Origin of the sequence: Citrobacter sp. Cpo069, assembly GCF_030332785.1 — a bacterium.
GTDB lineage: Bacteria > Pseudomonadota > Gammaproteobacteria > Enterobacterales > Enterobacteriaceae > Citrobacter > Citrobacter portucalensis.
The window spans coordinates 210,173-233,188 of sequence record NZ_JAOWHD010000063.1 but is presented as its reverse complement, the minus strand read 5'-3'; the positions used below and the strand labels follow the sequence as shown (position 1 = coordinate 233,188).

Genomic DNA, 23,016 nt, shown 5'->3' with positions numbered 1-23,016 from the left:
AAGATGGCTACGTAGCTCAGCTGGTTAGAGCACATCACTCATAATGATGGGGTCACAGGTTCGAATCCCGTCGTAGCCACCATCTTTTTTGCGGGAGTGGCGAAATTGGTAGACGCACCAGATTTAGGTTCTGGCGCCGCAAGGTGTGCGAGTTCAAGTCTCGCCTCCCGCACCATTCACCCGTAAGCGTTGCACGGATGGGGTATCGCCAAGCGGTAAGGCACCGGTTTTTGATACCGGCATTCCCTGGTTCGAATCCAGGTACCCCAGCCATTTTTTCTTCGATATAGCGGTTCACCGCAACGGTCATTGGGGTATCGCCAAGCGGTAAGGCACCGGTTTTTGATACCGGCATTCCCTGGTTCGAATCCAGGTACCCCAGCCATCGAAGAAAATGTTAGTATTTGGCTACGTAGCTCAGCTGGTTAGAGCACATCACTCATAATGATGGGGTCACAGGTTCGAATCCCGTCGTAGCCACCATATTAAGGACGTATCGACTCGTTCGGTAAATCCAAAAAATTGTTGGGGTATCGCCAAGCGGTAAGGCTCTGGTTTCTGATACCAGCATTCCGAGGTTCGAATCCTCGTACCCCAGCCAATTTCAAAAAGTCGTCCACTCTGTGGGTGCACCCGTTGGGGTATCGCCAAGCGGTAAGGCTCTGGTTTCTGATACCAGCATTCCGAGGTTCGAATCCTCGTACCCCAGCCATATTAAAAAAGCTCGCTTCGGCGAGCTTTTTGCTTTTCTAACGTTGGGTGACGGCAAGCCTTACCCGGCCTACATGACTTGTAGGCCTGATAAACGTAGCGCCATCAGGCACCACTCGAGCTACAACCCTAACGCATACTTCAGTGCCTGACGTTTCAGTACGCCAGCGCGCTCTGCGGCCATGAGCCCGAGATTACGCATGATGCGCAGCGGCTGCAGGTTATTGCTGAATCCGGCATAGAACAGATCCATACCGCTTTGCATGATGAAATTGTCAGTCATACGGCGATTCTGATAGCGCTTGAGCACCGGCTGACTGGCCCAGGATTCACCGTAGCTGCGCGCGTTCACCAGCACATCAATCAACGCATCGACATCACGAAAGCCCAGATTAACGCCCTGCCCCGCCAGCGGATGAATGGTATGCGCGGCATCACCTACCAGCGCCAGCCCCGGTTGCACATATTGCAGCGCATGACGACGCGTAAGCGGGAACGCCCCCGCAGCCACTGGCATCACCTTACCGAGTCGCGATGGAAAATGTTTAGCAATCTCCGTCTGCAATTGCGGCATATTCAGCGCTTGCAATTGGCGGATGCGAGCCGGTGAGTCGTACCACACCAACGAGGCCCAGTTATCAAACAGCGGTAAAAACGCGCGCGGGCCGTCAGGCGTAAATTGCTGCCAGGTGCTGTCTCCCGGTGAATTTTCGCATTGCACGGTTATCAACATACAGGACTGCGCGTACTGCCAGGCATGGATACCAATCCCGGCCATTTTTCGCACCTGAGAGTTGGCACCATCGGCGCCGATGACCAGCTTCGCGCTGATGGTTTCGCCGCCTGCCAGCTCAAGCTCATGTCGATCGTTATGTTGATGCAAAGAAATCAGGGACGTCGGTACGCGCAGCGTGACTTTGGGGTGAGCTTCCAGCGCCTGCCAGAGCGCCTGTTGCAGGACCGTGTTTTCCACCATATAGCCCAACAGAGGCAGCTTAAGCTCGGCGGCATCAAACATCACATGGGCATTTTCCCACTCCCACGTTTCCAGTCGACGATAAGGATGGCTGCGCATCCCCTGCACCGTATCCCAGACGCCCAGCCCTTTTAGCAACGACACCGATGCGGAACTTATGGCAGAAATTCTGACATCAGGCTGTCCGTCAGCCACAAACGGCGCGGGAACGGCATGCTCAATGACCGTTACCGTAAATCCATGCTGCGCCAGTCCAAGCGCCAGCGCGCCGCCGACCATCCCCCCGCCGACAATGGCAATTTCCGTTGGTTGATTTGTCATGGTCAATTATCCAGTTACATGTATTGTGTAAGTTTACAGGATTTTTTACCCCTTGAGGCTGACATCCGTCATACTGGTCACAACCGCGCCAAAGCAGTACACTATGCGCCCTGCATTTCAGCCACAATTTCGCAAGAGCAAGTCGATGACCAAAAAACTCCATATTAAAACCTGGGGCTGTCAGATGAACGAATACGATTCATCGAAGATGGCCGATCTGCTGGATGCCACTCATGGGTATCAACTGACTGACGTGGCGGAAGAAGCGGATGTGCTGCTGCTGAATACCTGCTCAATCCGTGAGAAGGCTCAGGAAAAAGTGTTCCATCAACTGGGCCGCTGGAAACTGTTAAAAGAGAAAAATCCCAAGCTCATCATTGGGGTCGGTGGCTGTGTTGCGTCTCAGGAAGGCGATCATATTCGCCAGCGCGCGCATTACGTCGATATTATTTTTGGGCCGCAAACTCTGCACCGCCTGCCGGAAATGATCAACAAAGTGCGTGGAAGCACGACCCGTAGCCCGGTGGTTGATATCAGTTTCCCGGAGATCGAAAAGTTCGACCGCCTGCCAGAACCGCGTGCTGAAGGTCCAAGCGCGTTTGTGTCCATCATGGAAGGTTGTAATAAATATTGTACTTACTGCGTGGTGCCCTACACCCGCGGTGAGGAAGTCAGCCGTCCGGCGGATGATATTCTGTTTGAAATCGCCCAGCTTGCAGCCCAAGGCGTGCGTGAAGTGAACCTGCTGGGGCAAAACGTGAACGCCTGGCGTGGTGAGAACTACGACGGCACGATTGGATCTTTTGCCGATCTATTACGTCTGGTCGCAGCGATCGACGGTATTGATCGTATCCGCTTCACCACCAGCCATCCGATCGAATTCACCGATGATATCGTTGAAGTTTATCGTGATACGCCAGAGTTGGTGAGCTTCCTGCATCTGCCGGTACAGAGCGGTTCAGACCGCGTACTGAACCTGATGGGGCGTACCCATACCGCGCTGGAATACAAAGCGATCATCCGCAAACTGCGCGCTGCGCGTCCGGATATCCAGATTAGCTCCGACTTCATCGTTGGCTTCCCGGGTGAGACCACTCAGGATTTCGAGCAGACCATGAAGCTGATTGCTGACGTCAATTTTGACATGAGCTACAGCTTTATTTTCTCTGCGCGTCCTGGCACCCCTGCCGCCGATATGGTTGACGACGTACCGGAAGAAGAGAAGAAACAGCGTCTGTACATTCTACAGGAGCGTATCAACCAGCAAGCTATGGCCTGGAGCCGCCGTATGGTCGGCACGACCCAGCGCATTCTGGTTGAAGGCACATCGCGTAAGAGCATTATGGAACTGTCAGGCCGTACCGAAAATAACCGTGTGGTGAACTTTGAAGGCAACCCGGATATGGTCGGTAAGTTCGTAGACGTAGAAATTACCGATGTCTGGACTAACTCCCTGCGCGGTAAAGTGGTGCGTACCGAGGACGAAATGGGTCTGCGTATCGCAGAATCCCCTGAATCGGTCATTGCGCGTACCCGCAAAGAAAACGATCTGGGCGTCGGTATTTATCAGCCTTAATCCTGCTGAAAAACGTAAAAAAGGCCCGATACCGCTACACTTATCGGGCCTACAATCCTGGGCTCGCTGTCCCGGCGGGTCTTGTAATCTGCCCTATCATCCCCATATTTGCTGCAATGCTTGCGCCTTTCCCCCATGGCGTGAATAATTTCCTTAGATGCCGGTAAATGTTCAGCGTCCGGCGAGACATGCATAAGAGGAACAGTTTGAACATAGACACTCGCGAAATCACCCTTGAACCCGCAGACAACGCCCGCCTGTTGAGCCTTTGCGGCCCATTTGATGACAACATCAAACAGCTGGAACGTCGCCTCGGCATCGAAATTAACCGCCGTGATAACCACTTTAAACTGACCGGTCGTCCAATTTGCGTCACCGCTGCGGCAGATATTTTACGTAGCCTGTACGTCGATACCGCCCCAATGCGCGGTCAGACGCAGGACATTGAGCCTGAACAAATTCATCTGGCGATCAAAGAAGCGCGAGTGCTTGAGCAAAGCGCAGACAGCGTGCCTGAATTTGGCAAAGCGGTGAACATCAAAACCAAGCGTGGAGTAATTAAGCCGCGCACGCCGAACCAGGCACAGTACATTGCGAATATCCTCGACCACGACATCACATTTGGCGTTGGCCCTGCGGGTACGGGTAAAACGTATCTCGCGGTTGCCGCTGCGGTTGATGCGCTTGAGCGTCAGGAGATCCGTCGCATTCTGCTGACCCGTCCGGCAGTGGAAGCGGGCGAAAAACTGGGATTCCTGCCAGGAGATCTCAGCCAGAAAGTCGATCCGTATTTACGACCGCTGTATGACGCGCTTTTCGAAATGCTTGGCTTTGAAAAGGTTGAAAAGCTGATTGAGCGTAACGTCATTGAAGTTGCGCCCCTGGCCTACATGCGCGGTCGTACGTTGAACGATGCGTTCATCATTCTTGATGAAAGCCAGAACACCACCATCGAACAGATGAAAATGTTCCTGACCCGTATCGGCTTTAACTCCAAAGCGGTCATCACTGGCGATATTACCCAGATTGACCTGCCGCGTAGCACCAAATCCGGTCTGCGTCATGCCATTGAAGTGTTGGCTGAAGTCGACGAAATTAGTTTTAATTTCTTCCATAGCGAAGACGTGGTGCGCCACCCGGTGGTTGCCCGTATCGTCACGGCGTATGAAGCCTGGGAAGAAGCAGAACAGAAACGCAAAGCCGAGCAGGCTGCAGAACGCAAGCGCGAAGCTCAGGAGCAGGAACAAAAATGAGTCAGGTTATCCTCGATTTACAGCTGGCATGTGAAGACGAATCCGGTCTGCCAACAGAAAGTCAGTTTCAGGGCTGGCTGGATGCGGTGATCCCGCAGTTTCAGGAAGAGTCTGAAGTGACGATTCGTCTGGTCGATGACGCGGAAAGCCACGACCTGAACCTGACCTATCGCGGGAAAGATAAATCCACCAACGTGCTCTCTTTCCCGTTTGAGGCTCCTCCGGGCATTGAGATGCCGCTGCTGGGCGATTTGATCATCTGCCGTCAGGTGGTTGAGAAAGAAGCGCAGGAGCAAGGCAAACCGCTTGAGGCCCACTGGGCGCACATGGTGGTGCACGGTAGCCTGCATTTACTCGGCTACGACCATATTGAAGACGATGAAGCGGAAGAGATGGAATCCCTCGAAACAGAGATTATGCTTGCTCTGGGCTATGAGGATCCGTACATTGCCGAGAAGATTGCAGAATAGTAGCTTGCCGGATGGCGGCGCTTGCGCCTAATCCGGCCTACATTCATGCCTTTCGTAGGCCTGATAAGCGTAGCGCCATCAGGCAAAACATGCCGTCAACAGCTGAGTAAACGCATGACGCGCTTTGTATTAACTAACATGAGAACCCATACGACGCCATGAGCGACGACAATTCACACAGTAGTGACACCTTAAACAGCAAAAAGGGATTTTTTTCCCTGTTACTGAGCCAACTTTTCCACGGTGAACCGAAAAACCGCGACGAACTGTTGGAGCTGATCCGTGATTCCGGGCAAAACGACCTTATCGATGAAGATACGCGCGATATGCTCGAAGGGGTAATGGATATTGCGGACCAGCGTGTTCGCGACATCATGATCCCTCGCTCCCAGATGATTACCCTGAAACGCAACCAAACTCTGGACGAATGCCTCGATGTCATTATCGAGTCTGCCCACTCGCGTTTCCCGGTAATTAGCGAAGACAAGGATCACATTGAAGGGATTCTGATGGCCAAAGATCTGCTGCCGTTTATGCGTAGCGATGCCGAAGCCTTCAGCATGGAGAAAGTGTTACGCCAGGCGGTTGTCGTCCCTGAAAGCAAGCGGGTTGACCGCATGCTGAAAGAGTTCCGCTCCCAGCGTTATCATATGGCTATCGTCATCGACGAGTTTGGCGGTGTCTCAGGTCTGGTGACCATTGAGGACATCCTTGAACTGATTGTCGGTGAAATTGAAGATGAGTACGACGAAGAAGACGATATTGATTTCCGTCAGCTCAGTCGCCACACCTGGACTATTCGTGCACTGGCGCCGATTGAAGACTTCAATGAAGCTTTCGGCACGCATTTCAGCGATGAAGAAGTGGATACCATTGGCGGGTTGGTCATGCAGGCCTTCGGTCATCTGCCCGCGCGTGGAGAGACCATCGACATTGATGGTTACCAGTTCAAAGTGGCAATGGCCGACAGCCGTCGTATTATTCAGGTTCATGTCAGAATTCCGGACGACTCACCCCAGCCCAAACTGGACGAATAAACCCGAAACTGGATCTAAGACTACATGGCATTTGCCCCTTTAATTGAACGCCAGCGCATTCGCCTGCTGCTGGCGTTATTATTCGGTGCCTGCGGGACACTGGCTTTCTCACCGTATGACATCTGGCCCGCTGCGATTGTTTCGCTGATGGGCCTGCAGGCTCTCACCTTCAACCGCCGTCCGCTCCAGTCTGCCGCTATCGGCTATTTCTGGGGACTGGGACTGTTTGGCTCAGGCATCAACTGGGTTTACGTCAGTATCGCGCAGTTTGGCGGTATGCCGGGCCCTGTTAACGTCTTCCTCGTGGTTCTGCTTGCTGCTTACCTTTCCCTCTACACTGGCCTGTTTGCCGGCGTTTTGGCGCGTCTGTGGCCGAAAACCACCTGGATACGCGTAGCGATTGCCGCGCCGGTAGTCTGGCAAATCACTGAATTTCTGCGCGGCTGGGTACTGACCGGTTTCCCGTGGCTGCAGTTCGGTTACAGCCAGATCGATGGCCCGTTAAAAGGGCTGGCGCCGGTAATGGGCGTTGAGGCGATAAACTTCCTGCTGATGATGGTTAGCGGCCTGCTGGCACTTGCACTGGTAACGCGTAACTGGAAGCCGCTGGCTGCCGCCGTGGTGCTTTTCGCTCTGCCCTTCCCGCTACGCTATATTCAGTGGTACACGCTGGAGCCGGAAAAAACCACCCAGGTCTCGATGGTGCAGGGTGACATCCCGCAGTCGCTCAAATGGGATGAAGGCCAGTTACTCAACACCCTGAAGATTTATCTCGACGCCACCCAGCCTGAGATGGGCAAATCACAGCTCATCATCTGGCCAGAATCCGCTATTCCGGACCTGGAAATTAACCAGCAGCGTTTTCTGAGCATGATGGATGACCTGCTGAAATCGAAAAACAGCACGCTGATTACCGGTATTGTAGACGCGCGTCTGAACAAGCAGAATCGTTACGACACCTACAACACCATCATCACACTGGGTAAAGACAGCCCATACAGCTACGACTCCAGCAACCGCTACAACAAAAACCATCTGGTACCGTTTGGCGAATTTGTCCCGCTGGAATCTATCCTGCGCCCGCTAGCGCCATTCTTTGATCTGCCAATGTCTTCGTTCAGCCGCGGTCCTTATGTACAGCCACAGTTGCATGCACACGGCTTTAAGCTGACCGCTGCCATCTGCTACGAAATCATTCTTGGCGAACAGGTACGGGATAACTTCCGCCCGGATACGGACTACCTGCTGACTATCTCTAACGATGCATGGTTTGGTAAATCTATTGGCCCGTGGCAGCACTTCCAGATGGCGCGTATGCGTTCCCTGGAGCTGGCGCGACCTCTGCTGCGTAGCACCAACAACGGTATTACGGCGGTGATTGGTCCGCAGGGCGAAGTTCAGGCGATGATCCCGCAGTTTACCCGTCAGGTGCTGACCACCAGCGTGACGCCAACGACGGGCTTAACCCCTTATGCCCGTACCGGAAACTGGCCGCTCTGGCTGCTAACCGCGCTGTTTGGCTTTGGCGCAGTGGTAATGAGTCTGCGCCAACGTCGTAAGTAAAACAGTGCCCCATCAAATGCAGGCCGGATAAAGCGGTACGCCGCCATCCGGCAGTTGTGCAGCATCGTGCCTGATGGCGCTACGCTTATCAGGCCTACTTCCCCCCTCCAAAAGACCATTCTGGCACGTCTATTGCTTTGTTCTACAAGGCAAACGCTGTTTTGGCTGAATGTGCAACCTGGTCGCACCAAAGTTGAGCGCCGGTAGCACCTGAAAAGTGCAACAAGATATTTTTGCCCCCAAATGGTGCGGCGCACTTCGCAAAAATAAACAATAACACAGCAAATTCTTTACATTCATCCAAACTAAATGTTAACAAACACATACAAGACTGCACGTTTTAGTAGCAAACAATAACAACATCACAATGGGTATCAATGCGTCCCTGGCGCAGACGATAAAGGAGTTGGATATGCAATTACGTAAGCTCGCCACTGCCATGCTGGTCATGGGAATGTCCGCCGGTCTGGCGCACGCAGAAGACGCAGCACCAGCGGCAGGCAGCACGCTGGATAAGATCGCCAAAAATGGCGTGATCGTTGTCGGCCACCGTGAATCATCAGTACCGTTTTCTTACTACGATAATCAGCAAAAAGTGGTCGGTTATTCACAGGATTACTCCAACGCGATCGTTGACGCCGTGAAGAAAAAGCTGAACAAGCCTGATCTGCAGGTGAAACTGATCCCGATTACTTCACAAAACCGTATCCCGCTGCTGCAAAACGGTACCTTCGATTTTGAATGTGGATCCACCACCAACAACGTCGAGCGCCAAAAACAAGCCGCTTTCTCTGACACAATTTTCGTTGTCGGCACCCGTCTGCTGGCGAAAAAAGGCGGCGACGTCAAAGATTTCGCCGATCTGAAAGGTAAAGCCGTAGTCGTGACTTCGGGTACCACCTCCGAAGTTCTGCTGCACAAGCTGAATGAAGAACAAAAAATGGATATGCGCATCATCAGCGCGAAAGACCACGGTGACTCTTTCCGTACTCTGGAAAGCGGTCGTGCCGTTGCCTTTATGATGGATGACGCCCTGCTGGCTGGCGAGCGCGCGAAAGCGAAGAAACCAGACAACTGGGAGATCGTCGGCAAGCCACAGTCTCAGGAAGCCTACGGCTGTATGTTGCGCAAAGATGATCCTGAGTTCAAAAAGCTGATGGACGACACTATCGCCAAGGCGCAAACCTCAGGCGAAGCTGAGAAATGGTTTGATAAGTGGTTTAAAAACCCAATTCCGCCGAAGAACCTGAACATGAATTTCGAACTGTCAGACGAGATGAAAGCTCTGTTCAAAGAACCAAATGATAAAGCGCTTAACTAACTAAAATAAATGGGAGGCTTCCCCTCCCTCTCGATTGTTACTCGGCACGGACAGACTATAAGCCTGATGGTCGTTCCCCATCAGGCCTGAAAACCGCAAAACGCCGAATAACAATCTTCGAGGGTAGCGCTGCTACCCTTTTTTTTCTGGAGTAGATTTATGTCTATAGACTGGAACTGGGGTATTTTTTTACAACAAGCCCCGTTCGGCAACACCACCTATCTCGGCTGGCTCTGGAGTGGTTTCCAGGTCACTGTCGCGTTATCCATCACCGCCTGGATTATCGCTTTCCTCATAGGCTCTTTATTCGGCATCTTACGTACCGTTCCAAATCGTTTCCTTTCTGGGATCGGCACGCTGTACGTTGAGCTATTTCGTAACGTTCCGCTCATCGTCCAGTTTTTTACCTGGTATCTGGTTATTCCGGAACTGCTGCCGGAAAACATTGGGATGTGGTTCAAGGCTGAGTTGGATCCCAACATCCAGTTCTTCCTCTCATCAATGCTTTGTCTGGGGCTGTTTACCGCCGCGCGCGTCTGCGAACAGGTTCGCGCCGCTATTCAGTCTCTGCCTCGTGGGCAGAAAAACGCCGCACTGGCGATGGGGCTGACGTTACCGCAGGCCTACCGCTATGTTCTGTTGCCAAACGCATACCGCGTGATTGTTCCGCCAATGACCTCAGAGATGATGAACCTGGTGAAGAACTCCGCGATCGCCTCCACCATCGGCCTGGTCGATATGGCGGCACAGGCGGGCAAACTGCTGGATTACTCCGCCCACGCATGGGAATCGTTTACCGCTATCACTCTGGCTTACGTGCTGATTAACGCCGTCATCATGCTGGTGATGAATCTCGTTGAACGTAAAATCCGCCTGCCTGGCAATTTGGGAGGCAAATAATGTACGAATTTGACTGGAGTTCTATCATCCCTTCCCTGCCGTATCTGCTGGACGGGCTGATGATCACGCTGAAAATCACCGTTACGGCGGTAGTCATTGGTATCGTATGGGGAACTATCCTGGCCGTCATGCGTCTGTCCAGCTTCGCGCCGATAGCCTGGTTTGCGAAAGGCTACGTCAACGTATTTCGTTCTATTCCGCTGGTCATGGTGCTGCTGTGGTTCTACCTGATTGTGCCCGGCTTCCTGCAAAACGTACTGGGTCTGTCGCCAAAAACCGATATTCGCCTGATCTCAGCAATGGTCGCGTTTTCGATGTTTGAAGCAGCGTACTATTCCGAGATTATCCGTGCCGGTATCCAGAGTATTTCTCGTGGGCAATCCAGCGCCGCGCTGGCGCTAGGGATGACCCACTGGCAGTCGATGAAGCTCATTATTCTGCCGCAGGCATTCCGCGCGATGGTACCGCTGCTGCTAACCCAGGGCATCGTACTCTTCCAGGATACCTCGCTGGTCTATGTATTAAGTCTGGCAGACTTCTTCCGTACCGCCTCCACCATTGGCGAGCGTGACGGCACACAGGTTGAAATGATCCTGTTTGCTGGCGCCGTTTATTTTGTATTCAGTCTGAGCGCATCGTTGTTGGTCAGCTATTTGAAGAAAAGGACAGTTTAATGATTACCCTGAAAAATGTTTCTAAATGGTATGGTCACTTTCAGGTGCTGACCGACTGCTCCACGGAAGTGAAAAAAGGGGAAGTGGTGGTGGTCTGCGGCCCGTCAGGTTCCGGTAAATCAACGCTTATCAAAACGGTGAACGGGCTGGAGCCGGTACAACAAGGCGTCATCACCGTTGATGGTACCGTGGTGAACGACAAAAAAACCGATCTGGCCAAACTGCGCTCTCGCGTTGGTATGGTGTTCCAGCACTTTGAACTGTTCCCGCATCTGTCGATCATTGAGAACCTGACTCTGGCGCAGGTAAAAGTGCTCAAGCGCGATAAAAAGCCGGCCCGCGACAAAGCGCAAAAGTTACTGGAACGCGTTGGTCTGTCAGCACATGCGGAGAAGTTTCCAGCTCAGCTCTCAGGGGGCCAGCAACAGCGTGTCGCTATCGCCCGGGCGCTGTGCATGGATCCTATCGCCATGCTGTTTGACGAACCAACGTCGGCGCTTGATCCTGAAATGATCAACGAAGTACTGGACGTTATGGTTGAACTGGCCAATGAAGGGATGACCATGATGGTGGTAACCCACGAAATGGGCTTTGCGCGTAAAGTGGCGAACCGGGTGATCTTCATGGATGAAGGGAAAATTGTTGAAGACTCACCGAAAGAAGAGTTCTTCGCTAATCCGAAATCGGACCGTGCCAAAGACTTCCTCGCGAAAATACTGCACTAATCTTGCTGGCGCGCACCTCCATGTGCGCGCCACCTCACGCTTTATCCCTTCGCCTCTCGAAACACATACAGCCCAGCGTTAACCTTGTCACAAAGTCCCACTTACAAGGAGCAACAATGGCACTTCCTATCCTGTTTGATTGCGATCCGGGTCATGACGACGCTATCGCAATTGTGCTCGCCCTCGCCTCACCAGAACTGGATGTGAAAGCGATAACCTCATCAGCCGGTAACCAGACACCTGACAAAACGCTGCGTAACGTGTTGCGCATGTTAACGTTGCTCAACCGTACGGATATCCCAGTGGCTGGTGGCGCAGTGAAACCACTAATGCGCGATCTGATTATCGCCGATAACGTTCACGGCGAGAGTGGGCTGGATGGCCCTGCGCTGCCGGAACCCGCTTTTGCGCCACAAGACTGTACCGCCGTGGAACTGATGGCGAAAACCCTGCGTGAAAGCCCGGAACCGATGACCATTGTCTCCACCGGGCCGCAAACTAACGTAGCATTGCTTCTGAATAGCCATCCTGAGCTGCACGCCAAAATCGCCCGTATCGTAATTATGGGTGGTGCGATGGGCCTCGGAAACTGGACGCCCGCCGCCGAGTTCAATATTTTCGTGGATCCTGAAGCCGCTGAAATCGTATTCCAGTCTGGCATTCCAGTGGTGATGGCTGGTCTGGACGTCACGCATAAAGCGCAAATACATCGCGAAGATACCGAGCGGTTCCGCGCTATCGGCAATCCCATTTCGACGATCGTGGCTGAACTACTCGACTTCTTCTTTGAATATCACAAAGATGAAAAATGGGGATTCATCGGCGCACCACTGCATGATCCATGCACCATTGCCTGGCTGCTGAAACCTGAACTGTTTACCACCGTTGAACGCTGGGTCGGCGTGGAAACTCAGGGTAAATATACCCAGGGAATGACCGTGGTGGATTACTACTTCCTGAGCGGCAATAAGCCAAACGCCACCGTAATGGTAGACGTGGATCGCGAAGGGTTTGTCGATTTGCTGGCAGAACGGCTGAAGTTTTACGCCTAATACACGCCGGATGGCGCTAACGCTTATCCGGCCTACAAAATCGTGCAATTTGTAGGCCGGATAAGACGCTTTGCGTCGCCATCCGGCAATAAGCGATCACGGCTCAAACGGTCGGCGCTGAAACTGATCGTGTCCGCATTTCGGACACAGTGGCAGCACATCCGGGGTGTAAACCGCTAAATGGAAGTGGCACTTCTCGCAGACCAGATTACCTAATCCGACCACCTCGCCGCTGTGATAAACCCCGTGATGACTGAGGTCCTGGAACACCTCGCGCCATTCGAGCTGGGTTTTATCTGTAATATCGGCCAGTTCCTGCCAGATACTCTCCTTGATAACCCGCATAAAGACGCTGTCTGTCTCCTCATCGAGACTTTCTTCATAGCTCAGAGCAAACTCTTCCAGGTCGCGTCTGACGGCCCGGGTGAGCTCTTCCACCTCGGTTCGCGTTAACTCCCCGGTCTGCATAACTCGTTGACGCGCCTGCTCCACCAACGCATCAATATCGCGTTCGCCATTACGCAGACGTTCGCTCAGTGAAGCCACCAGTTCACGGTAATATTGAGCAACCTTGTTCATCGCTTCGCCTCCTGGGTCGTTAACTGTCTATAATAATAGACGTTATTTACGCTACGCTTTGCAAGACTGTCCACAGAGTGTGTAAATTCGTGCAAGAATTATCCTTGCGGGAATTCAACGCTGAATGCGCGAAAGGCTGTTTTGGCGCGGGCGTTTGGGCTATGCTATGCGGATCTGAAACACCACATCTAAAGCTACGTTTGTAGCTGTATTGAAAACAGGACCACTGGCTGCCATGCAAGAGCAATACCGCCCGGAAGAGATAGAATCCAAAGTACAGCTTCACTGGGATGAGAAGCGCACATTTGAAGTTACCGAAGACGAGAGCAAAGAGAAGTATTACTGCCTGTCTATGCTTCCCTATCCTTCTGGTCGACTACACATGGGCCACGTACGTAACTACACCATCGGTGACGTGATCGCCCGCTACCAGCGCATGCTGGGCAAAAACGTACTGCAGCCAATTGGCTGGGATGCGTTCGGTCTGCCTGCAGAAGGCGCTGCGGTTAAAAACAATACCGCACCAGCACCGTGGACGTACGACAACATCGCATACATGAAAAACCAGCTCAAAATGCTGGGTTTCGGTTACGACTGGAGCCGTGAGCTGGCGACCTGCACCCCGGAATACTACCGTTGGGAACAGAAATTCTTCACCGAGCTGTACAAAAAAGGCCTGGTGTACAAGAAAACGTCTGCGGTCAACTGGTGCCCGAACGACCAGACCGTACTGGCGAACGAACAGGTTATCGACGGCTGCTGCTGGCGTTGCGATACCAAAGTCGAGCGTAAAGAGATCCCACAGTGGTTCATCAAAATCACCGCTTACGCTGACGAACTGCTGCGTGACCTGGATAACCTGGATCACTGGCCTGACACCGTGAAAACGATGCAGCGCAACTGGATTGGCCGTTCTGAAGGCGTGGAAATCACCTTCGATGTGAACGGTTACGACAACACGCTGACCGTTTACACCACCCGCCCGGACACCTTTATGGGTGCGACCTATCTGGCCGTTGCCGCAGGTCACCCGCTGGCGCAGAAAGCTGCTGCAAATAACCCAGAACTGGCCGCCTTCATTGACGAATGCCGCAACACCAAGGTTGCTGAAGCCGAAATGGCAACCATGGAGAAGAGAGGCGTCGACACGGGCTTTAAAGCTGTTCACCCGCTGACTGGCGAAGAAATCCCCGTTTGGGCAGCAAACTTCGTCCTGATGGAATACGGTACGGGCGCAGTCATGGCCGTTCCGGGCCACGATCAGCGCGATTACGAGTTTGCGACAAAATATGGCCTAACCATCAAGCCAGTAATTCTGACCGCTGAAGGCGCAGAGCCGGATCTGTCCGAACAAGCTCTGACCGAAAAAGGCGTGCTGTTTAACTCTGGCGAGTTTGACGGCCTCGACTTCGAAGCTGCCTTCAACGCCATTGCTGACAAGCTGGTAGCCAAAGGCGTGGGTGAGCGTAAAGTGAACTACCGTCTGCGTGACTGGGGTGTTTCCCGTCAGCGTTACTGGGGTGCGCCAATTCCGATGGTGACGTTGGAAGACGGTACTGTACTGCCGACGCCAGAAGATCAGTTGCCGGTTATTCTACCGGAAGACGTGGTTATGGACGGCATCACCAGCCCAATCAAAGCCGATCCGGAGTGGGCAAAAACCACCGTTAACGGCATGCCTGCGCTGCGCGAAACCGACACTTTCGATACCTTTATGGAATCCTCCTGGTACTACGCGCGCTACACCTGCCCGCAGTACAACGAAGGGATGCTGGATCCAGAAGCCGCAAACTACTGGCTGCCAGTTGATATCTACATTGGTGGTATTGAACACGCCATCATGCACCTGCTCTACTTCCGCTTCTTCCACAAGCTGATGCGCGATGCGGGCATGGTCAACTCTGACGAACCGGCCAAACAGCTGCTGTGCCAGGGTATGGTGTTGGCTGATGCGTTCTATTACGTTGGTGCAAACGGCGAGCGTAACTGGGTTTCTCCGGTTGATGCCATCGTTGAGCGCGACGAAAAAGGTCGTATCGTCAAAGCTCAGGACGCAGAAGGCCATGAACTGGTCTATACCGGCATGAGCAAAATGTCCAAGTCGAAAAATAACGGTATCGACCCGCAGGTCATGGTTGAACGTTACGGCGCTGACACGGTACGTCTGTTCATGATGTTCGCTTCTCCGGCTGATATGACGCTGGAATGGCAGGAATCCGGCGTTGAAGGGGCGAACCGCTTCCTGAAACGTGTATGGAAGCTGGTTTACGAACATACTTCCAAAGGCGATGTAGCTGCCCTGAACGTTGATGCGTTGAGCGAAGACCAAAAAGCGCTGCGTCGCGACGTACATAAAACCATTGCTAAAGTTACCGATGATATCGGTCGTCGTCAGACCTTTAACACCGCAATTGCGGCGATTATGGAGCTGATGAACAAGCTGGCGAAAGCACCGCAGGAAGACGAACAAGACAGAGCCCTGATGCAGGAAGCGTTACTGGCCGTCGTTCGCATGCTGAACCCGTTCACCCCACATGTTTGTTTCACGATGTGGGAAGCACTGAAAGGCGAAGGCGATATCGACAACGCACCGTGGCCGGTGGCGGACGAAGCGGCAATGGTTGAAGACTCGACGCTGGTTGTAGTTCAGGTGAACGGTAAGGTCCGTGGCAAAATTACCGTTCCGGTAAATGCGACAGAAGAACAGGTTCGTGAACGTGCTGGCCAGGAGCATCTGGTGGCAAAATATCTTGATGGCGTTACCGTACGTAAAGTGATTTATGTACCGGGTAAACTCCTCAATCTGGTCGTTGGCTAAGCGCGGGAGGAAGCGTGCGACTTCTGACAACATTGTTGTTATCTCTGGCGGTGCTTGTCACCGCCGGGTGTGGCTGGCATCTGCGTAATACTACGCAGGTCCCACCCTCAATGAAAACCATGATCCTGAACTCTGGTGATCCGAACGGCCCATTAAGCCGCGCGGTTCGTAATCAGCTGCGTCTGAACGGCGTTACGCTGCTTGAAGACGGCTCAATGCGTAAAGATGTGACGTCCTTACGTCTGGGCGCGGTCAGCATTTCGCAGGATACGGCGTCGGTATTCCAGAACGGTCAAACGGCTGAATACCAGATGGTGATGTCCGTGAGTGCATCCGTGCTGATCCCAGGTCATGATATTTATCCAATCAGCGCCAAAGTTTATCGTTCGTTCTTTGACAACCCACAGGCTGCACTGGCGAAGGATAACGAGCAGGACATGATCATCAAAGAGATGTATGACAAAGCGGCTGAACAGTTAATTCGTAAGCTGCCAAGCGTACATCTGGCCGATACTCTGTCATCCAATGCTGATGATGATGCTAAGCCAGCGGCGACAAAAGCCGCAGAGCCTGCATCATCTCCGGCGCGTGTTTCCACCACGCTGGGTAACTGATGCTCAAGTTGTACCCTGAACAACTCCGCGCACAGCTCAATGAAGGGCTGCGCGCGGCGTATTTGCTCTTAGGTAACGATCCTCTCTTATTGCAGGAAAGCCAGGACGCTATCCGTCAGGCAGCAGCAACGCAAGGATTCGAAGAACACCACGCTTTCACCCTGGACAACAGCACCGACTGGGGAGAGATTTTTTCACTCTGCCAGGCGATGAGCCTGTTTGCCAGCCGTCAAACCCTGCTCCTGCAGTTGCCAGAAAATGGCCCCAATGCCGCCATTAACGAACAGCTCGCTTCACTCGTCACACTGCTACATGACGACCTGCTGCTGATTGTTCGCGGCAACAAACTGACTAAAGCGCAGGAAAACGCCGCATGGTATACCGGACTTGCCAATAATGCGGTGCAGGTAAGCTGCCAGACGCCGGAGCAAGCACAGCTTCCTCGTTGGGTCGCCGCCAGAGCGAAGCTTAACAATCTACAACTGGATGACGCAGCCAATCAGCTGTTGTGCTATTGCTATGAAGGTAATCTGTTAGCACTGGCGCAAGCGCTGGAACGGCTAGCATTGCTTTGGCCTGATGGCAAACTAACGCTGCCTCGCGTGGAGAAAGCCGTTAACGATGCCGCGCACTTTACCCCGTTCCATTGGGTGGATGCGCTGCTGATGGGCAAAAGCAAACGCGCGCTGCACATTCTGCAACAGTTACGCCTGGAAGGCAGTGAGCCGGTTATTTTGCTGCGCACGATACAGCGTGAATTACTGCTGTTGGTCAACTTAAAACGGCAGTCAGCCCATACGCCTTTGCGCACGTTGTTTGATAAACACCGGGTGTGGCAAAATCGCCGGGGTATGATGGGAGACGCGCTAAACCGGCTGAATCCTGCGCAGTTGCGTCAGGCTGTAACGCTGTTAACGCGTACTGAAATTACGCTTAAACAAGACTATGGTCAGTCAGTGTGGGCGGAACTTGAGGGGCTTTCCCTGTTGCTCTGCCATAAATCGCTGGCCGATGTTTTTATTGATGGTTGATATGAAATCATTGCAGGCTCTGTTCGGTGGCACCTTTGATCCGGTACATTATGGTCATCTTAAACCGGTTGAAATTCTGGCGAATCTGATTGGCCTTTCCCGGGTTATTATCATGCCCAATAATGTGCCGCCGCATCGTGCGCAACCCGAAGCGTCCGGCGAACAACGTCAACGCATGGTTGAACTGGCCATTGCCGATAAGCCGCTGTTCTCCCTTGATGAACGCGAACTGAAACGCGATACCGCCTCCTACACCGCGCAAACGCTCAAAGAGTGGCGCGAGGAGCAAGGACCGGACGTGCCATTAGCGTTTATTATTGGCCAGGACTCACTGCTTACCTTTCCGTCCTGGCATGACTACGACACGATTCTGAGTAACACCCACCTCATTGTCTGCCGACGTCCGGGCTATCCGCTCGAAATGGCGCAGGAAAAGCACCAGCAGTGGCTGGAGGATCATCTGACCCATTCGCCAGATGACCTGCACAACTTGCCTTGCAGGAAAATTTATCTGGCTGAAACGCCGTGGTTTAACATCTCCGCCACGCTCATCCGTGAGCGTCTGGAAAAAGGCGAGCCGTGCGACGACCTGATGCCAGCAGCAGTGCTTGACTATATCAATCAGCAGGGGTTGTACCGCTAAGCACCTTGCGTAGAGCCGCCAACAGGCGGTTATTCTCTTCCTGGCTGCGAACGGCTACCCGATAATAGCGCGCATCCAGCCCCGGATAATTAGCACAACTGCGAATCAAGACATGTTGTTCCAGCATTGCGCGTTGCAGATCAAAATCCGCCCGATCGCAGCGCAATAAGCGATAATTTGCCCTGCCAGGATACACCGTCAGGCCGGGCAGTTCTTTCAACTGCCGATCAAACCTCGCGCCCTCTTGCTCCAGCCACTTCCATGTTGCCTGCTGATATGCGCTGTCGTGTAAAATAATCTCGCCTGCCAGTGCAGCAAATGCGTTAATTGACCACGGCATTTGTCGACGGCGCATCTGTGCAACAGCCTGTTCATTACTGTTGACCAGATACCCTAACCGCAGCCCCGGTATCGCATAGAACTTGGTTAGCGAGCGCAGCACCCAAATATGCGGGTTATCCCGAAGCAGCGGAATAAACCCCTGCTCCCCGGCAATAAAATCGATAAACGCTTCATCAAGGATCAGATTGATCCCAAGCAACTCACAACGCGCGGCTATTTCGCGCAGCAGGCGGTTATCGGGCAGCAAGCCAGTGGGATTGTTGGGCGTACAGAGAAACAGGCAGTCCAGCTCTGAGGTTAACGTATCGAGGATTGCATCGGTAAGCTGCCAGCCATCGTCTTCGCGCAGCGCAAACTCATGGATCGTACAGTCTCCCCATTGCAGCGCCCGACGATATTCAGCAAACCCGGGCGTCACGATCATCGCATGACGTGGTTTAAGTCCTTGCACCAAAGTGAAAATCGACTCAGTCTCGCCGTTTCCGGCAAGTATCCATGAGGCAGGAATCTGATGATGCTCCGCCAGCGCCGCATGCAATTTAGCGTAATCAACATCCGGGTAACGCTCCGCGCAGTCCTGGTTGTCGACGATCGCGCGTTTTAAACTTGCCGGCATACCCAGCGGATTAATATTCGCGCTAAAATCCAACAATTGTTCAGGCGAGATGCCCAACAGTTCGGCGGCTTCTCGGGTATTGCCACCATGCGCGCTCTTCAATAAAGACATCGTGCCGCTCCACGCAAAAAAAGGTATTTTAGTGAAAAATCTCTGCGCAATCAGGGCAAACATCATGTTTTGTGCGAATAACCTCAAGAGGAAAAAATGAGACTCTGGTTAGTACGTCATGGAGAAACTGAAGCCAATGTCGCTGGTTTATACAGCGGCCACGCCCCCACACCGCTAACGGAACGGGGTATCGCTCAGGCGCAAACACTGGGTACGCTGTTACGCAATGTGCCTGTCGACAACGTTCTGTGCAGCGAGTTGGAACGTGCCCGCCATACAACGCAGTTGATCTTAGGCGATCGCGAGGTTCCTGTGCGCAACATGCCTGAGCTCAATGAGATGTTTTTTGGTGACTGGGAAATGCGCCATCATCGTGATCTGGCGCGAGAAGACGCCGAAAACTACGCCGTGTGGTGTAACGACTGGCAGAATGCGACGCCAACCAATGGTGAAGGTTTTCAGGCGTTTTCCCTGCGCGTGGAACGCTTTATTGCTCAGCTCGCTGATTACAAAACGTGCCAAAACCTACTGGTGGTGAGCCATCAGGGTGTTCTGAGCGTGTTGATCGCCCGTCTGCTGTCCATGCCGGCTACAGCAATGTGGCATTTTCGCGTCGAACAAGGTTGCTGGAGCGCAATTGATTTTTGCGACGATTTTGCGGTTCTTAAAGTGCTCAACAGCCGGGCTGTATGGCACGACGGGGAGTGAAAGCCCTGTTTTTTCTGCCGAAGGGCTTCTCTCCCATTGACACCCCATGACAGGCTGTTATTCTCCGCAACCTGACTTTTCCCGCCCTTCAGAGCTTTGCAGAAATTGTTTTACAAAAATGGCGATGCATTCTGCGGCGTGGGGTGGGATGATAGCGCACTTCAAAAGCGCTTTCGGAGACATTTGTCCCGATATCGCCTCTGGTTCAGGTATACTAACAGACGTTTTTAACTCTTTTCACCCAGGGGGAACACTTGCAGGGTAAAGCACTTCAGGATTTTGTAATCGACAAAATTGATGACCTGAAAGGTCAAGACATCATCGCCTTAGACGTTCAGGGCAAATCCAGCATCACTGATTGCATGATTATCTGCACCGGCACGTCCAGCCGTCATGTAATGTCTATCGCAGACCACGTTGTTCAGGAGTCCCGCACAGCTGGCCTGCTGCCGCTCGGCGTAGAAGGCGAGAACGTTGCAGACTGGATCGTCGTTGACCTCGGTGATGTGATTGTCCACGTGATGCAGGAAGAAAGCCGTCGCCTGTATGAACTGGAAAAACTCTGGAGTTAATGCGTGAAGCTGCAACTTGTCGCTGTGGGTACGAAGATGCCTGACTGGGTGCAAACCGGCTTTACGGAGTATCTCCGTCGGTTTCCGAAAGATATGCCCTTTGAGCTGATCGAAATCCCGGCAGGGAAACGCGGCAAGAACGCGGATATTAAACGCATTCTCGACAAAGAGGGTGAGCAGATGCTGGCTGCCGCAGGCAAAAACCGCATCGTCACCCTTGATATCCCTGGTAAACCCTGGGACACGCCGCAGCTGGCGACTGAACTGGAACGCTGGAAACTGGACGGTCGTGACGTCAGTCTATTGATTGGCGGGCCGGAAGGTCTCTCCCCTGCCTGTAAAGCGGCAGCGGAACAAAGCTGGTCACTCTCTGCGTTAACCCTTCCTCACCCTCTTGTTCGGGTTCTGGTCGCGGAGAGTCTGTACAGGGCGTGGAGCATCACCACCAACCATCCTTATCACCGTGAGTGATCATTGATTCTTGAGTAGATTAAGCAGCGGATGAAACTACAGAATTCTTTTCGCGACTATTCGGCTGAGTCCGCGCTGTTTGTGCGCCGGGCGCTGGTCGCTTTTTTGGGGATTTTGCTGCTCACCGGCGTGCTGATCGCCAACCTTTATAATCTGCAAATCGTTCGCTTTACTGATTATCAGACTCGCTCGAACGAAAACCGCATCAAACTGGTGCCTATCGCCCCCAGTCGCGGCATCATTTATGACCGTAACGGAATTCCGCTCGCCCTTAACCGCACCATATATCAGATAGAAATGATGCCGGAAAAGGTCGACAACGTTCAGGATACCCTCGACGCGCTGCGTAACGTCGTAGACCTGACGGACGACGACATTGCCGCCTTTAAAAAAGAGCGCGCCCGTTCACACCGCTTCACCTCCATTCCGGTAAAAACTAACCTGAGTGAAGTTCAGGTGGCACGGTTCGCCGTTAATCAATATCGCTTTCCCGGCGTCGAAGTTAAAGGCTATAAACGCCGCTATTACCCCTACGGCTCTGCGCTGACCCACGTCATTGGCTACGTATCGAAGATCAACGATAAAGACGTGGACCGCCTGGACAAAGACGGCAAGCTGGCCAACTACGCGGCGACGCACGACATCGGTAAGTTAGGTATTGAACGCTATTATGAAGACGTACTTCACGGCCAGACTGGTTATGAAGAAGTTGAAGTGAACAACCGTGGCCGCGTCATTCGCCAACTGAAAGAAGTGGCGCCGCAGGCCGGGCACGATATCTATCTCACCCTTGACCTGAAACTCCAGCAGTACATCGAAACGCTGCTGGCGGGCAGTCGTGCCGCGGTGGTAGTCACCGACCCGCGTACCGGTGGCGTTCTCGCACTGGTGTCCATGCCGAGCTACGATCCGAACCTGTTTGTGGATGGCATATCCAGCAAAGATTACTCTGGATTGCTCAATGACCCGAATACCCCATTAGTTAACCGCGCCACGCAAGGCGTTTATCCTCCGGCTTCGACGGTTAAGCCATATGTCGCGGTATCTGCATTAAGCGCGGGCGTCATCACCCGCAATACCGGCCTGTTCGATCCGGGCTGGTGGCAGTTACCCGGCTCTGAGAAACGCTACCGCGACTGGAAAAAATGGGGGCACGGCCATCTGAACATCACCCGTTCTCTGGAAGAGTCGGCGGATACGTTTTTCTATCAAATCGCCTATGATATGGGGATAGACCGCCTTTCAGAATGGATGAGCAAGTTTGGCTACGGCCAATATACGGGCATCGATCTTGCCGAAGAGCGCGCCGGAAACATGCCAACCCGCGAGTGGAAGCAAAAACGGTTTAAAAAGCCATGGTACCAGGGTGATACCATTCCGGTCGGCATCGGTCAGGGTTACTGGACGGCAACCCCTATCCAGATGAGTAAAGCGCTGATGATCCTTATCAACGACGGTTTGGTAAAAGTCCCGCATCTGCTGATGAGCACAGCAGAAAACGGCAAGCAAGTGCCGTGGATCCAGCCACACGAACCACCCGTTGGTGACATTCATTCCGGTTATTGGGAAATCGCAAAAGACGGCATGTACGGTGTAGCCAACCGTCCTAACGGTACTGCGCACAAATATTTCGCTGGCGCACCTTACAAAATTGCGGCGAAATCCGGTACTGCACAGGTCTTTGGCCTGAAAGCCAATGAAACCTATAACGCACATAAGATCGCCGAGCGCTTACGTGACCACAAGCTGATGACGGCCTTCGCACCCTATGATAAGCCCCAGGTTGCTGTCGCCATAATCCTTGAAAACGGTGGCGCGGGCCCGGCTGTAGGTACCATTATGCGCCAGATCCTTGACCACATTATGTTGGGCGACAATAACACCAATCTGCCTGCAGAAAACCCCGCGGTTGCAGCAGCGGAGGACCAATAA

General features: G+C 53.1%; 21 protein-coding genes and 7 tRNA genes. 25 read left to right on the top strand and 3 right to left on the bottom strand.

What is annotated here, in order from left to right; translation table 11 throughout:
• Positions 1-5: 5 nt before the first annotated feature.
• The 7 genes from OGY08_RS23750 (at position 6) to OGY08_RS23720 (ending at position 712) form a co-directional block, all read left to right on the top strand.
• A tRNA-Met gene (locus tag OGY08_RS23750) sits at positions 6-82 on the top strand.
• Positions 83-90: 8 nt separating this feature from the next.
• A tRNA-Leu gene (locus OGY08_RS23745) sits at positions 91-175 on the top strand.
• A 23-nt stretch (positions 176-198) separates the two neighbouring features.
• A tRNA-Gln gene (locus OGY08_RS23740) sits at positions 199-273 on the top strand.
• A gap of 37 nt (positions 274-310) precedes the next feature.
• Positions 311-385 (top strand) — tRNA-Gln (locus OGY08_RS23735).
• Positions 386-406: 21 nt separating this feature from the next.
• Positions 407-483 (top strand) — tRNA-Met (locus tag OGY08_RS23730).
• Between the two features lie 43 nt (positions 484-526).
• Positions 527-601, top strand: a tRNA-Gln gene (locus OGY08_RS23725).
• Positions 602-637: 36 nt separating this feature from the next.
• Positions 638-712: transfer RNA gene (locus OGY08_RS23720), tRNA-Gln, on the top strand.
• Positions 713-832: 120 nt separating this feature from the next.
• Here OGY08_RS23720 and ubiF read toward each other — a convergent pair.
• Positions 833-2,008, bottom strand: coding sequence for a 3-demethoxyubiquinol 3-hydroxylase (ubiF, locus tag OGY08_RS23715; RefSeq protein WP_048235884.1), 1,176 nt, complete (start codon positions 2,006-2,008; stop codon positions 833-835).
• Positions 2,009-2,153: 145 nt separating this feature from the next.
• On the opposite strand from ubiF, the gene miaB reads away from it, so the two are divergent.
• The 10 genes from miaB (at position 2,154) to rihA (ending at position 12,579) form a co-directional block, all read left to right on the top strand.
• The gene (gene miaB / locus OGY08_RS23710; protein WP_003831327.1) at positions 2,154-3,584 is read left to right on the top strand and encodes a tRNA (N6-isopentenyl adenosine(37)-C2)-methylthiotransferase MiaB; all 1,431 of its coding nucleotides are present in this window, start codon (positions 2,154-2,156) and stop codon (positions 3,582-3,584) included.
• Positions 3,585-3,790: 206 nt separating this feature from the next.
• Positions 3,791-4,837, top strand: coding sequence for a PhoH family protein (locus tag OGY08_RS23705; RefSeq protein WP_003022776.1), 1,047 nt, complete (start codon positions 3,791-3,793; stop codon positions 4,835-4,837).
• Positions 4,834-5,307, top strand: a complete 474-nt coding sequence (ybeY, locus tag OGY08_RS23700) for an rRNA maturation RNase YbeY (protein WP_048214688.1) — start codon at positions 4,834-4,836, stop codon at positions 5,305-5,307. Before OGY08_RS23705 ends, ybeY begins: the two co-directional genes overlap by 4 nt.
• Before the next feature lie 158 nt (positions 5,308-5,465).
• Positions 5,466-6,344 carry a CNNM family magnesium/cobalt transport protein CorC gene (gene corC / locus OGY08_RS23695; protein ID WP_003022770.1) on the top strand — a complete coding sequence of 293 codons (879 nt, stop codon included), beginning with the start codon at positions 5,466-5,468 and terminating at the stop codon, positions 6,342-6,344.
• 24 nt (positions 6,345-6,368) lie between these two features.
• Complete coding sequence (gene lnt / locus OGY08_RS23690; RefSeq protein WP_071445754.1) at positions 6,369-7,907, top strand: apolipoprotein N-acyltransferase; 1,539 nt, start codon at positions 6,369-6,371, stop codon at positions 7,905-7,907.
• Between the two features lie 412 nt (positions 7,908-8,319).
• Positions 8,320-9,228 carry a glutamate/aspartate ABC transporter substrate-binding protein GltI gene (gene gltI / locus OGY08_RS23685; protein WP_003831318.1) on the top strand — a complete coding sequence of 303 codons (909 nt, stop codon included), beginning with the start codon at positions 8,320-8,322 and terminating at the stop codon, positions 9,226-9,228.
• 159 nt (positions 9,229-9,387) lie between these two features.
• Complete coding sequence (gene gltJ / locus OGY08_RS23680; protein WP_003831316.1) at positions 9,388-10,128, top strand: glutamate/aspartate ABC transporter permease GltJ; 741 nt, start codon at positions 9,388-9,390, stop codon at positions 10,126-10,128.
• Positions 10,128-10,802, top strand: coding sequence for a glutamate/aspartate ABC transporter permease GltK (gltK, locus tag OGY08_RS23675; RefSeq protein WP_048214691.1), 675 nt, complete (start codon positions 10,128-10,130; stop codon positions 10,800-10,802). Before gltJ ends, gltK begins: the two co-directional genes overlap by 1 nt.
• A complete protein-coding gene (gltL, locus tag OGY08_RS23670; RefSeq protein WP_003022754.1) occupies positions 10,802-11,527 on the top strand; it encodes a glutamate/aspartate ABC transporter ATP-binding protein GltL in 726 nt (241 codons plus the stop codon). The genes gltK and gltL overlap by 1 nt, the downstream gene beginning before the upstream one ends.
• Before the next feature lie 116 nt (positions 11,528-11,643).
• Positions 11,644-12,579, top strand: a complete 936-nt coding sequence (gene rihA / locus OGY08_RS23665) for a pyrimidine-specific ribonucleoside hydrolase RihA (protein WP_008784092.1) — start codon at positions 11,644-11,646, stop codon at positions 12,577-12,579.
• Positions 12,580-12,675: 96 nt separating this feature from the next.
• Here the strand turns inward: rihA and OGY08_RS23660 are convergent, their stop codons facing one another.
• Positions 12,676-13,158 (bottom strand): zinc ribbon-containing protein, encoded by a 483-nt coding sequence (locus OGY08_RS23660; RefSeq protein ID WP_003022748.1) that lies wholly within the window; start codon positions 13,156-13,158, stop codon positions 12,676-12,678.
• A gap of 235 nt (positions 13,159-13,393) precedes the next feature.
• On the opposite strand from OGY08_RS23660, the gene leuS reads away from it, so the two are divergent.
• The 4 genes from leuS to nadD are packed head-to-tail and all read left to right on the top strand — an operon-like array spanning position 13,394 to position 18,264.
• Positions 13,394-15,976, top strand: a complete 2,583-nt coding sequence (gene leuS, locus OGY08_RS23655) for a leucine--tRNA ligase (RefSeq protein ID WP_125362501.1) — start codon at positions 13,394-13,396, stop codon at positions 15,974-15,976.
• A gap of 14 nt (positions 15,977-15,990) precedes the next feature.
• On the top strand, positions 15,991-16,590 hold the full coding sequence (gene lptE, locus OGY08_RS23650) for an LPS assembly lipoprotein LptE (protein ID WP_057067706.1): 600 nt from the start codon (positions 15,991-15,993) through the stop codon (positions 16,588-16,590).
• Complete coding sequence (gene holA / locus OGY08_RS23645; protein ID WP_032942687.1) at positions 16,590-17,621, top strand: DNA polymerase III subunit delta; 1,032 nt, start codon at positions 16,590-16,592, stop codon at positions 17,619-17,621. The genes lptE and holA overlap by 1 nt, the downstream gene beginning before the upstream one ends.
• A gap of 1 nt (position 17,622) precedes the next feature.
• A complete protein-coding gene (gene nadD / locus OGY08_RS23640) occupies positions 17,623-18,264 on the top strand; it encodes a nicotinate-nucleotide adenylyltransferase (RefSeq protein WP_125362500.1) in 642 nt (213 codons plus the stop codon).
• Here the strand turns inward: nadD and cobD are convergent.
• Positions 18,239-19,333 (bottom strand): threonine-phosphate decarboxylase CobD, encoded by a 1,095-nt coding sequence (cobD, locus tag OGY08_RS23635; RefSeq protein ID WP_125362499.1) that lies wholly within the window; start codon positions 19,331-19,333, stop codon positions 18,239-18,241. The two genes, nadD and cobD, sit on opposite strands and share 26 nt — an antisense overlap.
• Positions 19,334-19,429: 96 nt before the next feature.
• On the opposite strand from cobD, the gene OGY08_RS23630 reads away from it, so the two are divergent.
• The 4 genes from OGY08_RS23630 to mrdA all read left to right on the top strand — a co-directional run bounded on the left by OGY08_RS23630 (position 19,430) and on the right by mrdA (position 23,016).
• Positions 19,430-20,041, top strand: a complete 612-nt coding sequence (locus tag OGY08_RS23630; RefSeq protein WP_048235891.1) for an adenosylcobalamin/alpha-ribazole phosphatase — start codon at positions 19,430-19,432, stop codon at positions 20,039-20,041.
• A gap of 254 nt (positions 20,042-20,295) precedes the next feature.
• Positions 20,296-20,613, top strand: coding sequence for a ribosome silencing factor (rsfS, locus tag OGY08_RS23625; protein ID WP_003022728.1), 318 nt, complete (start codon positions 20,296-20,298; stop codon positions 20,611-20,613).
• Positions 20,614-20,616: 3 nt separating this feature from the next.
• Positions 20,617-21,084 (top strand): 23S rRNA (pseudouridine(1915)-N(3))-methyltransferase RlmH, encoded by a 468-nt coding sequence (gene rlmH / locus OGY08_RS23620; RefSeq protein WP_003022725.1) that lies wholly within the window; start codon positions 20,617-20,619, stop codon positions 21,082-21,084.
• Positions 21,085-21,114: 30 nt separating this feature from the next.
• On the top strand, positions 21,115-23,016 hold the full coding sequence (gene mrdA / locus OGY08_RS23615; protein WP_003831292.1) for a peptidoglycan DD-transpeptidase MrdA: 1,902 nt from the start codon (positions 21,115-21,117) through the stop codon (positions 23,014-23,016).